This window comes from Pedobacter suwonensis, from assembly GCF_900111825.1.
Taxonomy (GTDB): Bacteria; Bacteroidota; Bacteroidia; order Sphingobacteriales; family Sphingobacteriaceae; genus Pedobacter; species Pedobacter suwonensis.
The window spans coordinates 1-15,965 of sequence record NZ_FOJM01000019.1 but is presented as its reverse complement, the minus strand read 5'-3'; the positions used below and the strand labels follow the sequence as shown (position 1 = coordinate 15,965).

13 protein-coding genes are annotated in these 15,965 nt (G+C 38.8%); 8 read left to right on the top strand and 5 right to left on the bottom strand.

Annotated features, from left to right (window positions below):
• Position 1: 1 nt before the first annotated feature.
• The 4 genes from BM107_RS21095 to BM107_RS21080 form a co-directional block, all read right to left on the bottom strand.
• Entirely contained in the window at positions 2 to 706 is a 705-nt protein-coding gene (locus BM107_RS21095) for a CoA transferase subunit A (RefSeq protein WP_090987030.1), read from the bottom strand.
• Positions 707 to 1,001: 295 nt separating this feature from the next.
• Complete coding sequence (locus BM107_RS21090; RefSeq protein WP_090987029.1) at positions 1,002 to 2,090, bottom strand: PQQ-dependent sugar dehydrogenase; 1,089 nt, start codon at positions 2,088 to 2,090, stop codon at positions 1,002 to 1,004.
• A gap of 731 nt (positions 2,091 to 2,821) precedes the next feature.
• Complete coding sequence (locus tag BM107_RS21085; protein ID WP_090987028.1) at positions 2,822 to 5,200, bottom strand: endonuclease MutS2; 2,379 nt, start codon at positions 5,198 to 5,200, stop codon at positions 2,822 to 2,824.
• Position 5,201: 1 nt separating this feature from the next.
• Positions 5,202 to 5,735, bottom strand: a complete 534-nt coding sequence (locus BM107_RS21080) for a DUF4296 domain-containing protein (protein WP_159435293.1) — start codon at positions 5,733 to 5,735, stop codon at positions 5,202 to 5,204.
• A gap of 93 nt (positions 5,736 to 5,828) precedes the next feature.
• Here BM107_RS21080 and BM107_RS21075 point away from each other — a divergent pair, with 93 nt between their 5' ends.
• From BM107_RS21075 to BM107_RS21060, 4 genes are all read left to right on the top strand, one after another.
• Positions 5,829 to 6,530, top strand: coding sequence for a YggS family pyridoxal phosphate-dependent enzyme (locus BM107_RS21075; protein ID WP_090987026.1), 702 nt, complete (start codon positions 5,829 to 5,831; stop codon positions 6,528 to 6,530).
• A gap of 1 nt (position 6,531) precedes the next feature.
• A complete protein-coding gene (locus BM107_RS21070) occupies positions 6,532 to 6,999 on the top strand; it encodes a GNAT family N-acetyltransferase (RefSeq protein WP_090987025.1) in 468 nt (155 codons plus the stop codon).
• Position 7,000: 1 nt separating this feature from the next.
• Positions 7,001 to 8,275 carry an aspartate kinase gene (locus tag BM107_RS21065; RefSeq protein ID WP_090987024.1) on the top strand — a complete coding sequence of 425 codons (1,275 nt, stop codon included), beginning with the start codon at positions 7,001 to 7,003 and terminating at the stop codon, positions 8,273 to 8,275.
• A 77-nt stretch (positions 8,276 to 8,352) separates the two neighbouring features.
• Positions 8,353 to 9,540, top strand: coding sequence for a class I SAM-dependent methyltransferase (locus BM107_RS21060; RefSeq protein WP_090987023.1), 1,188 nt, complete (start codon positions 8,353 to 8,355; stop codon positions 9,538 to 9,540).
• 256 nt (positions 9,541 to 9,796) lie between these two features.
• Here BM107_RS21060 and argS read toward each other — a convergent pair whose 3' ends face one another.
• Entirely contained in the window at positions 9,797 to 11,569 is a 1,773-nt protein-coding gene (gene argS, locus BM107_RS21050; RefSeq protein ID WP_090987021.1) for an arginine--tRNA ligase, read from the bottom strand.
• Positions 11,570 to 11,910: 341 nt separating this feature from the next.
• On the opposite strand from argS, the gene BM107_RS21045 reads away from it, so the two are divergent.
• The 4 genes from BM107_RS21045 (at position 11,911) to BM107_RS21030 (ending at position 15,547) form a co-directional block, all read left to right on the top strand.
• The gene (locus BM107_RS21045; RefSeq protein WP_090987020.1) at positions 11,911 to 13,356 is read left to right on the top strand and encodes an arginine deiminase family protein; all 1,446 of its coding nucleotides are present in this window, start codon (positions 11,911 to 11,913) and stop codon (positions 13,354 to 13,356) included.
• Positions 13,357 to 13,438: 82 nt separating this feature from the next.
• Positions 13,439 to 14,350, top strand: a complete 912-nt coding sequence (gene ctlX / locus BM107_RS21040; RefSeq protein WP_090987019.1) for a citrulline utilization hydrolase CtlX — start codon at positions 13,439 to 13,441, stop codon at positions 14,348 to 14,350.
• Between the two features lie 197 nt (positions 14,351 to 14,547).
• The gene (locus tag BM107_RS21035) at positions 14,548 to 15,126 is read left to right on the top strand and encodes a PhnA domain-containing protein (protein WP_090987018.1); all 579 of its coding nucleotides are present in this window, start codon (positions 14,548 to 14,550) and stop codon (positions 15,124 to 15,126) included.
• A 190-nt stretch (positions 15,127 to 15,316) separates the two neighbouring features.
• The gene (locus tag BM107_RS21030; RefSeq protein ID WP_090987017.1) at positions 15,317 to 15,547 is read left to right on the top strand and encodes a hypothetical protein; all 231 of its coding nucleotides are present in this window, start codon (positions 15,317 to 15,319) and stop codon (positions 15,545 to 15,547) included.
• The last annotated feature ends 418 nt before the right edge of the window (positions 15,548 to 15,965 follow it).

Here is a 15,965-nt window from a genome sequence, read left to right as displayed (position 1 = left end):
TTCATAACGATTTTGTTCTTACAGTTCGTTGTTCAATTCTTTTCTCGTAATCCCTACCCTGAAAAATGCGATGTACATAAATGCCAGGGGTATGAATATAATCAGGATCCAACTCACCTGCTTCTACCAGTTCTTCCACCTCAGCGATGGTAATCTTACCTGCCATAGCCATTACCGGATTGAAATTTCTGCTGGTAGACCTAAAGATCAGATTTCCTGCGGTATCTCCTTTCCAGGCTTTTACAATAGCAAAATCCGCATCAAATGCATATTCCATTAAATAATCCTTGCCATCAAAATTACGGACTTCCTTACCTTCTGCCACTTCTGTGCCTACACCTGCAGGGGTAAAAATTGCGGGCATCCCGTATCCTGCAGCCAGGCAGCGGGTAGCCAAAGTACCTTGTGGAATAAGCTCTACCTCTAGTTCGCCACTCAACAATTGACGTTCAAATTCCGCATTTTCGCCTACATAAGATGAAATCATTTTTTTAACCTGCCGTTGTCTCAGCATCAAACCAATACCAAAATCATCAACACCAGCATTGTTAGAAATACAAGTGAGGTTTTTTACCTGCTTGTTTACCAGCGCCTGAATACAATTTTCCGGAATCCCACAAAGCCCGAAACCACCGAGCATAAGGGTTGTACCATCTGATATATCTTTGATAGCCTCTTCAGCACCAGATACCACTTTATTTATCATTTTATGAATTTTTGGTTAGTTCGCTAAATTACAAATTGCGATCAAAATGTAGCATTTAAAAATTTTAAATCAATCAGGAATGCAAATTGATTGGAATTAATCTAAATAACCCTTAACTTTGTGGTGAAATGATTGACGAGAGAGAAGAAAATACATTCATATTGCCCACCGACCCTGAATTTCAAAAGGGAATGGGTTTCATTTTCAGTTGTACTGCTGAGCATAAAAAATGTTGCGAAAAATTTAAAAAAGGTAAACGTTGTAAGAAGTGTCCCGGCAACAAAAAGAAATAGGTTTATTTCGCTATTTCTACAATCTTATCATCACTTCCATTACTGGTGCAGATATAGAGTTTTCCTTCCGGTGATTGACAAACAGCCCTTACCCTGCCATAGGTGTTAACGTAAAAATCTTTTGTTTCAATAATTTTAGCCTGCGCATCATCTAATTTCAATTGTATTAACTTTGTGCCCTTTAATACCGCCAACAATAAAGAGTTTTTAAACTGCGGGATATAGTTGTTATTATAATAGGTTAAGCCACTTGGCGCAATAGTTGGTGTCCAATTGATTAACGGTTCTGTTACGTTATTAGAGCTGCAAAAAGACTGCTCTCCGCTTTCGTTACAGAATCCCTTTATATTGGGCCATCCGTAATTTCTTCCTTTTTCAATAACATTAATTTCGTCATCAGAATCAGGTCCATGTTCAGAGGAGAAAATTTTATTACCTACCTGGGTCAGTCCCTGCGGATTTCTGTGGCCTAAAGACCAAACCGGATTATTTGGATAAGGATTATCGGCGGGAATAGAGCCATCTAAATTTATTCTTAAAATTTTACCTGCTAAAGAATTAATGTTTTGGGGAAGATTAGTATCAGCAGCGTCACCGGTACTGATATAAAGTTTACCTCCGCTGATCAACAAACGAGAACCGTTATGGATAGAAGCAGCAGGAATTCGATCCAGTAAAACCTGTGGACTCGTTAAATTTCCCCCGGCATAGGTATAGCGCACTACTTTAGCGCTATAGGTACTTCCATAACCATAAATTACATAAACAAAAGGATTGTTTGCAAAATCGGGATGCAATGTCATTCCAAGCAAACCGCCTTCTCCATTGGTGCGTACTTCGGTTATGGTTAGCAAAGCTGTTACCTGGCCTGTAACAGGATTTAACCGGCTGATTTTACCTGCTTTTTCCGTAAACCAGATAAAATTATCGGGACCATATACCATTTCCCAGGGCAGGTTCAGTCCTGATACAATTACCTTTGATTTTAATTCTGCATCCGGCAGGTTACCTTGATCTTCATTACCATTGTCCGTTTTCTTGCAAGTTGCGGTAAGCAATACCACAAAAAGGCAGAGTAATACTTTTTTCATAAGCGTAACATTTTAAAAACAACACAGTTACGGCTATAAAGTTTTGGGTGCTGTCAGGTGTCTTCATCTTATAGGCTAAATTAAAGAGCGAATATGACAGTAATTTAGAAAGAGATTGGCAAACAGGTTTTTTCCCAGTGTCGGATGGTAACATCCAACACCACTATTGATAAATAAAGTTTTGTGTGCTGTCAGATGTTTCGATCTGACAGGCCAAATTAACAAGAGAATACTACAATAATTTTAGAAAGAGACTGGCAAACAGAATTCTTACCAGTGTCGGATGGTAACATCCAACACCACCATTACCACTATTAAAACAGTTACGGCTATAAAAGTTTTAGTTTTTCTGTAAGTGCTGTCAGATGTTGCCATCTGAAAGATTTCAAAAAAATAGTGCCGGATGGTAACATCCAGCACCACAATTATTAACAAGAGAATACTACAGTAATTTTAGAAAGAGACTAGCAAACAGAATTTTTACCAGTGTCGGATAGAAACATCCAACACCACCATTACCACTATTAAAACAGTTACGGCTATAAAAGTTTTAGTTTTTCTGTAAGTGCTGTCAGATGTTGCCATCTGACAGATTTCAAAAAAAAATAGTGCCGGATGGTAACATCCAGCACAACAATTATTAACAAGAGAATACTACAGTAATTTTAGAAAGAGACTGGCAAACAGTTTTTTTCCCAGTGTCGGATGGTAACATCCGACACCGCTATAAACTAATTCAAATACACATAGGTAATGCCATCACCACCCCTGTCGGCATGCTCATCTTCCATCCGGTTTACCTGGCTATACTTGCGTAAATATTCCCTGATCATTTTCCTCAAAATTCCGTCGCCTTTTCCGTGTATTAGTTTAATAGACGGAAAGCCGAGCATAATTGCTTTGTCTAGATACTTTTCTACTTCGAATAACGCATCTTCTGTACGTTTTCCACGAAGATCCAGTTCTGCCCTGAAGCCAGAAACCGCATCATTCATCCGCCCGGCGAAAGAACTGGCGCTACTTTGAATTACTTTTTTAGCTTCGCGGTTGCTTACTTTTTGTACACGGTTCTTTTTAACCGTCGACCGTAAATCGCCAATAGCCAAAACCAGTTCATTGCGGTTTATTTCCAGAACCTGACCAATGGTTTCACTATCGTTAAATTTCACCAAATCACCGATTTCAATTTCACCGCCAACTACTACAGGCAAAGGTTTAGGGCGTTCTTTTGGCACTGTATTTTTAACCAGTTCTTTTTGTAAATTCTGGCGGAGTTCTTTAGTTACTTCTTTATCAGCTTGCTTTTCCTTGATCTCGGCAATTGTATTTTCAACCAGTTTATTGGCATTTTTTATGATATTCTGGGCCTCTTGTTTGGCTTCCCTAATCAATACCTTTCTATTTTCCTCTAAAAAGCTTTTTAACTTTTCATTTTCAGCAACTAGATTTTTTGCTTTATTCTGCTGGTTGGCCAAACTTACTTTGGCATCATAAACATTTTTCTTTTCACGCTCCAGATCAACAAGCATCGTATCTATCCTATTCTGGTTTGAACCTGTCTTCTCTTTCGCAAGCTCAATAACCTCCTTAGGCAAACCGATGTTCTGTGCAATTTCAAATGCATAAGAACTGCCTGGCTTACCCATTTCGAGGACATATAGTGGTTTCATTTTGGCATTATCAAAAAGCATGGAGGCATTTTCCAAGCCTGCTGTATTACCTGCAAACAGCTTTAAATTAGAATAATGCGTGGTGATTACTCCCCGAACCTTTTTATTATTTAACACTTCCAAAACAGCCTCAGCCATTGGTCCGCCAAATTGCGGATCGGTACCCGTACCAAATTCATCAATCAACACCATTGTTTTCGGCGAGGCATGTTCTACGAAATAGCGCATCTTCTTTAAATGTGCACTATAAGTACTTAAATCGCTTTCAATGGACTGATCATCGCCGATATCTGCAAAAATATTCTCAAAAATCCCTACTTCGCTATTGGCGTCAACCGGAATTAACAGACCAGTTTGCAACATAATCTGTAAAAGGCCAACCGTTTTCATACAAACCGATTTACCACCGGCATTTGGGCCCGAAACCAGCACCACACGGGTTTCAGCATCAATATGAATATTTAAAGGAGTAACCGTTTTCTTTTCAGCAGCAAATGAGATGGATAGCAAAGGGTGCCTTGCGTTAATCAGCCTGGTTTTAGGCTCTTTTAAGAGACCCGGCATTTCGGCTTCAATATCCATCGCAAATAATGCTTTTGCCCGAACAAAATCCAGTTTGGTTAAAAAACCATGGTACGAAAGCAATAATGGCGAATAAGGCCGCAGATCATCCGTTAAGGCAATTAAAATCTTAATAATTTCACGGCGTTTATCGAATTCTAAATCGCGCAGTTTATTATTTAATGTAAAAACTTCTTCAGGTTCAATATAAACCGTTTGCCCGGTTGCCGATTCGTCATGCACAAAGCCTTTCAGCTTGCGTTTATTTTCTGCTAAAACCGGAATGCACATCCTTCCATCACGAATGGTCAAACTACCGTCGGCAACCCAATTATTGGCTATAGCCTGCTTATAAATAGCATCCATGCGCTTACGCACATCCTGTTCGGCCTTCGAAATGGCCGAAGTAATTTCCTGCAATTCTTTTGATGCATTGGGTTTAATCTTTCCTTTTGCATCGATTACGGTTTCTATTTTCCGGAGAATGTTTTTTTCAATCGGGAGGTGTTCAAATAAAGCTTCAAGTGTAGGGTATACTTCTGCACGTTCTTCAAAAAAACGGAGTACAGAAAAAACAGTCTGCAATGAAGTGTATACCTGAAACCACTCCTCTTCTAAAAGGTACGTGCCTTCAACCCTGATTTTTTCAACCAGCGATTTAATATCAAAAAAGGTATTGATCTGTAGAGGCTCCTGATTTTGCAGGATGCTCTTAAACTCCTTGGTTTGACGTAAGAATTTATCAATTTGATCAAAACGGTTCATCACCTGCATCTTTTCCACCATTACCTGGCCCATAGGGCTCAAACAATGTTTGCTGATCAGTTGCCTGATTTCTACAAAACCTAAACGTTCTAAACAATTATCGGGATATAACATATTATTGTACTGCAACTGGTGTGGGTAATGTACTTACCACTCCGGCTTTTTTTATATTAATGAGTGAATCGGCCTCTTTTTTCTTTTTGGCAATTGCTGCCACCGCTTTAACCTTTGATAAAGAATCGGGTTTCATTTTTTTTCTGATCGCAAGAGAATCGGCCTTAAATTTCTTTGCTATCACCAACGAATCAGTTTTAAACTGTTTTTTTCTGATCATTAAATCGGCTAACTCCGTTCCTTTTTTTTGTTTAGCCAACATTTTCTGTACGTTTTTATACACGGTTTCCAATTCAACAGGGTTGGTATTATACCAGAGTAAACTTTTATTATACTGGGCAGAATCTGTTCCGAATTTTTTGTAAATCCCCTTGTAATAAGCAGCGGCAACTTTCTTTGCCGAGTCTACTACATAAATGCTGGAAAGATATCCGTCTACAATGTGCATATCATATAAAATCTTTTCCATTTTATCAGGTTTGATAATGTCATCAGGTATGCCTGGCTTACAGCCAAACCATAATATAGCTGTCATTAAAACCCATATTAATCTCTTCATCCTTAATTTAACTATTATTTTTTGCCCAAATTGCGGCAAGGTTATTAATTTTACCAAAAATAGTTATAAATGAGCATAGCTGATAATCTTAAACAATATAAAAGCGAAGTTGAATCAGAGGGGATTAAACTCATTGCAGTGTCGAAGACACAACCGATAGCATCAATTTTAGAAGCATACAACGCCGGACAACGCATTTTTGGAGAAAACCACGTACAGGAAATGGTTGAAAAAGAGGCGCAGCTTCCGAAAGATATTGAATGGCATTTGATTGGTCATTTACAGAGCAATAAGGTAAAATATATCGCTCCTTTTGTTAAACTTATCCATGGTGTTGACAGCCTTAAATTGCTGCAGGAAATCAACAAACAAGCGGCCAAAAACAAACGCATCATTGATTGCTTATTACAGGTTTATATTGCTGATGAAGACACCAAATTCGGACTTGGTTTTGACGAAGTAATCGAACTGTTACGCGCGGAAGAGTTAGCCGAATTGAAAAACATCCGTATTGTAGGTTTAATGGGAATTGCCACCAATACAAAGAACGAAAAACAGATTGCAACAGAGTTTAACGAATTGAAAGTGTTTTTTGATGGCATTAAAGTAAGTTTTTTCCGCAAAGATGAAGCTTTTAAAGAAATATCAATCGGAATGAGTGCCGATTATAAAATCGCCATTGAAGAAGGAAGTACAATGGTGCGCATTGGTAGCAGTATTTTCGGAAAAAGGATAATCAAACATTTTAAAACAGATATTTCGGCAAATTAATATGGAGTTTAACATCAGATTTGCAACAGCACAAGATTGTCCGAGAATATTAGAGCTCATTAATGAACTGGCTGTTTATGAGCGGGCTCCTGAGGAAGTTACCGTTACTTTAGATCATTTCATAGATGCCGGTTTCGGTAAGAATCCGGTATGGAAAGCTTATGTAGCTGAGGTCGATCATACCATCGTCGGATTCGCATTATATTACACACGCTATTCTACCTGGAAAGGATGCAGGTTATATCTTGAAGATTTTATCGTTACGGAAGAATTCAGAGGAAAGGGATTAGGCAAGATATTATTTGAAAAAGTAATAGAAGAGGCAAAAAACGGCAACTATAGCGGCATGGTTTGGCAAGTGTTAGATTGGAACGAACCTGCAATCAATTTCTATCATAAATATAAAGCACAGTTGGAAAGTGGATGGATCAACGCATCGCTATCTAAAGAACAGATCAAGGCATTTTAATATGGATATTTTTAAGTTTGGAGGTGCCTCGGTAAAAGATGCAGCAGGTGTAAAAAACCTGGCCAATATTGTACACGATTATAAAAAAGGAAATCTGCTGATCGTTATTTCGGCCATGGGCAAAATCACCAACAGATTGGAAGATCTTACCTATGCATACCTGTCGCAAAATGACGAAGCACATGCCATTTTTGAAGAAATAAAACATTTCCATTTCAGCATTATCGATGAACTTTTTCAGGGACAACACCACCCTGTTTATGATGATGTAGCCAACACCTTTGTTGAGATAGAATGGTTGATTGAGGATGAGCCAGATCATAATGCCGATTATATCTACGATCAGATTGTATCTATCGGCGAGATCGTTTCTACTAAAATTGTAGCGGCCTGGTTAAATGAAACGGGCAATAAAACCCTTTGGGCAGATGCGCGCAACTATATCCAGACGGATAATACGTATAAAGAAGGTAAAGTTGACTGGGTTAAGACCAACCAAATCATACATAAAGACCTAAAACCATTATTAACAGACAATATCATTGTAACACAAGGGTTTATTGGCGGAACGAGTGAAAATTATACCACAACACTGGGTCGCGAAGGCTCTGATTATTCGGCAGCAATATTTGCTTCCTGTTTAGATGCCGCGGCCTTAACCATCTGGAAGGATGTTCCGGGGGTATTAAATGCAGATCCGAAGTGGTTTGATGAAACGGAATTGATTGCACAACTTTCTTATCATGATGCGATAGAACTTACTTACTATGGCGCAACAGTAATTCACCCAAAAACCATAAAACCCCTTCAAAACAAGGGTATTCCACTTTTCGTGAGGTCCTTTATCCAGCCGGAAGGTTCAGGAACAGCCATTACCAAAGAAAATAATCCATTGCCTGTTCCATCTTTTATCTTTAAGGTAAACCAGGCGCTGATTTCTATTTTCCCAAAAGACTATTCTTTTATTATTGAAGAAAACCTGAGCAATATTTTCGAGCTATTCCATACACATAAGATCAAAATTAATACGATGCTTAACTCGGCCATTAGTTTTTCAGTGAGTATTGATGATCATCCGGTACAGATCGAAAAACTGATCAAAGATCTGTCAGAAGAGTTTACCGTAAAATATAACAAAGGACTTGAACTGGTAACCATCCGTTATTACAATCAGCAAACCATTGATCGTGTAAGCATTGACAAAGATATTTTGTTGGAAGTAAAGAGTCGGCACACCTGCCAGATGGTGATGAAGAATAAAAATAGTAGCAAGTAATTAGTATTAAGAATCAGATCGGATACTCCCCTTAATACTTGCTACGCGCTACCTATTACTTGATACTGTTATAAACAATGAACAATAAACTTTTAGCTCAAGCCGTACAAGATTACATCAATGCAAATTTAAACGCTGATGTAAACCAGATTGCTTTAGCAAAAAGTCCGTTTGAAGGCATAAGCCCTGCAGAGTTAGCTACACAAATTACCGCAAAAAAGAAATCAGAAAAGAAATTACCTTCCTGGTTTAAAACCGAAAAGATTTATTATCCGCCGGTACTATCCATCGAACAAACCTCTTCTGAAGTTACTGCAGCATACAAATCAAAACTGGCTAACGGTGATACGTTGATTGATATTACCGGAGGCTTCGGAATAGACAGTTATTACTTTTCACAAAAGGTAAAAACCGTAACGCACTGCGAAATCAATCCTGAACTATCTGCAATAGCACAGCATAATGCACAGGCTTTACATGCGATGAATATAGAATTTCAGGCAGAAGACGGCATTGCTTATATCAAATATAACGATGCATGTTTTGATACCATCTATGTTGATCCTGCGCGAAGAGCTGAAAAAGGCAAAGTTTTTATGCTTAAAGATTGCACGCCCGATGTGGTAAGCAATCTTGACCTATTACTGGAAAAATCTTCACGAATAATCATAAAAACTGCCCCGTTACTCGATATTTCTGCCGGATTATCAGCGTTGAGACACGTAAGCGAAATCCATATCGTAAGCGTAAGAAATGAGTGCAAAGAACTTTTATGGGTAATAGATAAAGGTTACAAAAACGATATAAAAATCAAGGCAGTAACCTTAAATAATGAGATTGAAAAGGATTTTTCCTTTTACATATCGTCCTCAAATGCTTCAGTGCATTTTACAGACCGTTTGAACATTGGCGAATACCTGTACGAGCCTGATGCTGCCTTATTAAAATCGGGTGCTTTTAATTTAATTGGCGCAACCTACGGACTCTTAAAATTACATCCTCAAACGCAGCTGTTTAGTGCTGATAGTATAAAAACAGATTTTCCCGGCCGCATTTTTAAAATTGAAGCCATACTGAACACCGCCGAACTGAAAAAAGATACCAGGTTAAAAGGTAACGTCATTGTACGCAACTATCCTGCAAAACCCGAAGATTTGGTCAGGAAATATAAAATTAAAGCCGATCAGAATCAGTTTTTGGTTTTTACCAAAATTGCAAATGGAGAAAATGTGATTCTGAAAGGATCGATTATACAATATTATTAATCGAAATACCTTTCACAGGACTAATCAATCCATCAAAAAGCCGATAACCAAACCAAAAACAGCTGACATTAAAACCTAAATTAAATAAGCAAAATGGCGGAAGTTTACAACCCCCGCCATTTTTAATAGTATTTATCAATCTGTTAACAAGAATCACCAAACAAAGTAAAACCACTTCAATTGCCATACTGTTCTCATCAACACCTCATCCATCCTACATTCTACATCCTCCATCAAACCTCTTCCATCTTTTATTTTACATTCTTTCCGGAGAAGTAATTCCTAAAATCAGCATGCCTGCATGAATAATATCGGCCGTTTTTTTACAAAGATTTAAGCGGAATTGTTTTAAATCACCTTCCTCTGTTTTCACAATTGGTGGTACCTCGTGATAAAATTTGTTGAACAGCTTGGCCAGTTCATATAAATAGTTGGCTAAACTCGCCGGACTAAAAGCTTTAGCCGCAATTTCGATCTCTGCAGGGTATTTGGCCAATTGTAGAATCATTTCCAATTCCACACCGCTAATCCCGCCAAACGCCAAACGCCCAACACCAAACTTGTAGTCAGATTTACTTAACAATGATTTGATCCTGGCGTGGGTATACTGAATAAACGGACCGGTATTGCCTTGAAAATCGATACTCTCTGCCGGATTGAACAATAAACGTTTTTTAGGCTCTACTTTTAACAAGAAATATTTTAAAGCACCCAAGCCAATGTTTTTATAAAGTTCATCTTTATCTTCCTGAGGGAAATCGTTGGTTTTACCCAATTCTTCTGTTTTCTCCCGCGCAGTGGTAATCATGCTGTCAATCAGTTCATCGGCATCCACAACAGTTCCTTCACGGCTTTTCATCTTTCCGTTAGGCAAATCTACCATCCCGTACGACAGGTGATATAAACCTTTCGCCCAGCTTTTGCCCAATTTCTCTAAGATGAGGAATAATACTTTAAAATGGTAATCCTGCTCGTTACCCACCACATAAATCGACTCATCCATATTGAAATCCTCGTGTTTCATTTCGGCAGTACCTAAATCCTGGGTAATGTAAACGGAAGTACCATCTGCACGCAATACCAGTTTCTGGTCTAAACCATCGGCGGTCAAATCAATCCAAACCGAACCATCTTCTTTTTTAAAGAAAACACCTTTGGCCAGTCCTTCATCAACCGTACCTTTTCCCAAAAGATAGGTATTGCTTTCGTAATAGAACTTATCAAAATCTACACCCAGGTTTTTATAGGTAATATTAAAACCTGCGTATACCCATTCGTTCATCGTTTTCCAAAGCGAAACCACTTCGTCATCACCCTGCTCCCATTTTAAAAGCATTTGTTGAGCTTCTTTTATTAATGGTGCATTTTTCTTGGCCTCTTCTTCCGTTTGACCCGCTGCTTTTAAAGCATCAATCTCTTTTTTATATTCTTTATCAAATATGACGTAGTATCGGCCAACCAAATGGTCCCCCTTTTCGCCCGTACTTTCCGGGGTTTCGCCATTACCCCATTTTTGCCAGGCCAGCATCGATTTGCAGATGTGGATACCGCGGTCGTTAACCAGGTTTACTTTTACCACATCATAGCCATAAGCTTTAAGCAATTCGGAAACAGAATAACCTAATAAATTATTACGCACATGGCCCAAATGAAGCGGTTTGTTGGTATTTGGCGATGAATATTCTACCATTACCTTTTTTCCGTTTGAGGGAAAAATACCGAAATCAGGCGCCAAAATTTCTTCGTTAAACTGCTTCAAGAAATAACTTTCAGCAATGCTGAGGTTTAAAAAGCCTTTAACTACATTAAATTTAGTGATCTCTTCTACGTGGGCAACTAAATATTCACCAATTTCGGTTGCAGTTTGCTCAGGCGATTTTTTAGAGATTTTCGTGATCGGAAAAACTACGATTGTAGCCTGACCTTCAAATTCTTTACGGGTTTCCTGTATATTGATTACACTTTCAGCTATTTCTTCTTTATAAAGCTCCAAAATGGCTTTCTGTGTCTCGGTAATAATAAAATTCATGGCGTAAAAATATGTAAAAAAGGTGGAAGGTGAAAGGGTTAAGCTGGAAGGTTTTTAAGCTCCTATATGCCTGGAAAGGTGCTGTAGTGCCTGTAGCGCCGATAGTCCTTCTTTTCGCTATAGTCCCGGTTGAAAAAACCGGGAGCTGCCGCTACAATAAGGTTTATTGATATCGGTTCTTTGCGATAAAAATAGGAATGGTTTTTTTAATGGCATCAAAACATCTGACCTCTGACACCCGACTTACTGAATATAAAAGAATGTCATATCCTAATTCAAATCTATCATCCCCATTCTCATATCTGATTTTTTCTGATAGCTTTGTAACAACTAATTTATTTATGAGCGAGCAGAATCTAAACTTTAAAGTGAATGTAAACACCGAAATCGGCAGGTTACGCAAATTGTTAATTCATAGCCCGGATAGCGGTTTGGGCAAAGTGGTACCATCTAAAGCGCAAGACTGGCTTTTCGAAGATATTGTTCATTTAGACACCATCCGTAAGGGTGAATATGACTATTACATCAAACTGTTGATGTACTTTTTAGATCCAAATAAGATAAAGGGCAAACTGGCTGAAATTGATTCAGAAGAGGCCAACCGAAATTTCTATAAGCCCAATCATCCTGAATTTCACAACTCGACAGCAGTAATCGAAATACAGAATTTATTGAGCGAGATGCTGGAGGATGAATCCATCAGAAAGAAACTGGTAGCCGCAGTTTGTGCCATTGAGGGCTGTACTTATAAAGTTCAGATCGAACTTACTCAAACCCCGGCTAAAGAACTGGCAGAGATTTTTATTTCAGGCACCCTGGCTAACGATACGATGATCTTTGCGCCAATTCCAAACCTCATTTTTACCCGTGATGTGGGCACCACGATCAATAACCATATTCTCTTAAATAAGCCAGCAAAAAAAGCGCGTGTACGCGAAACGCTTTTAATGCGCTATATCTTTTTTAACCACCCATTATTTGAAGGTTACCGCAACAACATCCTCGAAATTCCGGATGTTACCATGCACTTTTTACGCCCTGGTGATGAGCCAGCTTTCAGCACCACGCTTGAGGGCGGAGATGTGATGATGGTTAGTCCTAACCACGTCTTAATCGGGTGTAGCGAAAGAACATCAGAACATGGTGCCAATGAAGCCATTAAACTTTTATTTGATCAAAATGTGGTAGAAAAGGTAACGGTAGTCAAAATACCGAATAAACGCGACTATATGCACCTGGACACTGTTTTCACACAGGTTAAACGCAATACCTGGGTGATCCTAAACTCGATTGCGCACTCTCCGAAATATAATCCTTACGAGCCGATCAATTTCTTAAAAGAGCCCGAGAAACTCGAAGCCACAACTGCCATTCAGTTTACCAAAGCCAACCCACAGGAACCAAAGCATTTCGAGCATGTAGAAGCCTTGCTGAACGACATTAGCCAGAATGATTTAAAGAGTACCGAACCGACTAAAATTATTTATAGCGGAAACAATACCTTCCCCTACGATTCAAGAGAGCAGTGGACCGATTCGTGTAACCTGTTGGCCATTAAAGAAGGTGTTGTTTTAGGTTACGACAGGAACGATAAAACGGTTGAAGCCTTCAAAGCGGCAGGTTTTGATGTGGTTGATGTAAAAGATTTAATCCAAGACCTGGAAAGTGGCAAGGTAAATACCGAAACCATAACCGATACGTTGATTTTAATGCCATCAGCAGAACTATCGCGGGCCCGAGGAGGTTTCCATTGTATGAGTTTACCTATTTTAAGAGATAATTTATAGATATAACGTCATGCTGAATTTATTTCAGCATCTAATCAGAAAGATCCTGAAATGAATTCAGGATGACGAATAGAAAAAGAAAATGCAAACCACCAACCATATCCTCATGATCCGCCCGGTTGATTTTAAATTCAACGAGCAAACGGCAGGAAATAATAAGTTCCAGGTTGCCTCTACCGAAATCGATGTACAAACAGAAGCCTTAAAAGAATTTGATGGTTTTGTCGATCTTTTGCGCAAAAATGATGTCGACGTTACCGTAGTGGATGATACGCTGCAACCAGAAACCCCCGACTCCATTTTTCCGAACAACTGGGTATCTTTTCACGAAGATGGCTCGGTTTATCTATATCCCATGTTTTCTGAAAACCGCCGTTTAGAGCGTAGGAAGGAAATACTTGAAAGTCTGAAAACCAGGTTTGAGGTAAACCATGTAAGCGACCTGAGTTTTTTTGAAATGCAGTATGCCTTTTTAGAAGGAACAGGCAGCATGGTGCTGGATCGCGCCAATAAAATTGCCTATGCTTGTTTAAGCGTACGTACTGATGAAGAGGTTTTAAATAACTTTTGCATGCTTACCGGTTACGAGCCTGTGGTTTTTCAGGCGGTAGATGGCGATAATTTCCCGATTTACCACACCAACGTGATGATGTGTATTGGAGATCGTTTCGCAGTAATTTGTCTCGATTCGATCAGAAATGCTGAAGAACGTATGCAGGTGAGCATCAGTTTAAAAGGTAGCGGAAAAGAAATTATCGAAATCAGTCTGGAACAGCTGAACAAATTTGCAGGTAACATGTTACAGGTTTCCAATGCGGCCGGCGAAAGTTTGCTTGTAATGTCAGAGCAGGCGTATTTATCTTTAAACGACGAACAGGTTAAAGCATTGAAACAGTACAGCCGCATCATTTATGCACCACTTTATACCATTGAAAAAAATGGAGGTGGCAGCGCAAGATGTATGCTGGCGGAAATACATTTGCCAGTTAAGTAAATACCGTCCGTCATTTCAACTGTAGCACAGTACCGAACTTTGGGAAGAAATTTTTAGCCGTGGTTCGTTTCTGTACGAACCACTTTATTTTTTGTCACGGAAGCTCAGAACACGCGGAAAACCAACCGAAGAGAATATGCCTTGCTATCAAATTATTCCAATTAGTTTTATTACTTTCGCGAAAAATTTAAATATCTATGTCTTTACTACAAGAATTGCAATCCCGTTCAGGAAATAAATGTGAGTTATGCACCGCTGAAAACAACTTATCGGTTTATGAAGTACCTCCTACCAGCAATGCGAACAGCGATAATAGCATTTTAGTTTGTAAAAACTGTTTAGACCAGATTGAAAAAAATGAACAGCTTAATGCTGATCACTGGAAAATTTTAACAGAAACCATGTGGTCGGAATTTCCGCCTGTTCAGGTAGTGGCCTGGCGCATGTTAAGTCGTTTAAGAAATGAAGGTTGGGCTGCAGACAGTCTGGACATTTTATACCTGGACGATGAAACTTTGGAATGGGCTAAAAAAACCGGCGACCATGAGCAGGAAGGTACTGTAGAATTTCATCAGGATAGTAATGGAACCCGTTTATTTGAAGGCGACACCGTAGTTTTAGTTAAAACGCTCGATGTTAAAGGTTCTACACTGAGTGCCAAATTGGGTACGGTGGTAAAAAACATCCGCCTGGTACACGATAATACCGAACAAATTGAGGGTAAAGTAGAAGGCCAAACCATTGTGATTTTAACAAAATATTTAAGAAAAGGATAATTATCTAGCTGGCACGCGTTTCAAACGCGTGCCTAATAACCTAACGATTGTATCGTTTCCATTCTATCCACAAGAACTTTCAACTAAAAATAGGATATTTTGCCAAATGCTGGAAGATTTAAATGAAAACGAACTGCAACTAGCGACTTTCATGAGTGATCTTTCTGAACGTTGTTACAACGCAGGATGAATGATGAATCTTGAATACGTTTTATGGAGTTGTATTTTAATTGGCCCGAGAAAATATGGACATGACACCATTAATGAAACAGACATTAATCATCTAAACAAGCTATCCATTATTGCAAATGCCTGGATTGTTTTTGATGATGAAACCGATGAAACTGCTATAGAATTGAAGCACTGGAAAAAACAGTTTCAGATAGCAATAGAGAATAACAAAAAGCTTACGTGCGACTAACTTCCTCTTCTGGCGCGCGTTTCAAACGCGTGCCTGAATAGCTTAAATGATTGTATCGTTAACAATCTTATTACCAGCTATAGACACCGTGGTTCGTGTCCGCAAAGACCATTTTTTTTGCCACGGAAGCTCCGAACACACGGAAAACTTTCACATTAAAGCACCTTGCTATAAAACCCAAAATAGCTGTATGGTATTTGCCACCCTAAACCTCCTATGAATAAAACCCCTTTCAAGCAGCTTAGAAAGCTTTTTCTTTTTTATGGGCAAAAGACGTTCCCTGTCCTGAGAATTGGCTGTCTATTGTTTAAATTAATGCCTCTCAGAAGTTTTTTTTTTATAAAAGTATAAAAACTTAGCTATATCCTCCTATTAGCGGTCATTAAATTTGCCGCAGGTATCTATCAATAATTAGGTT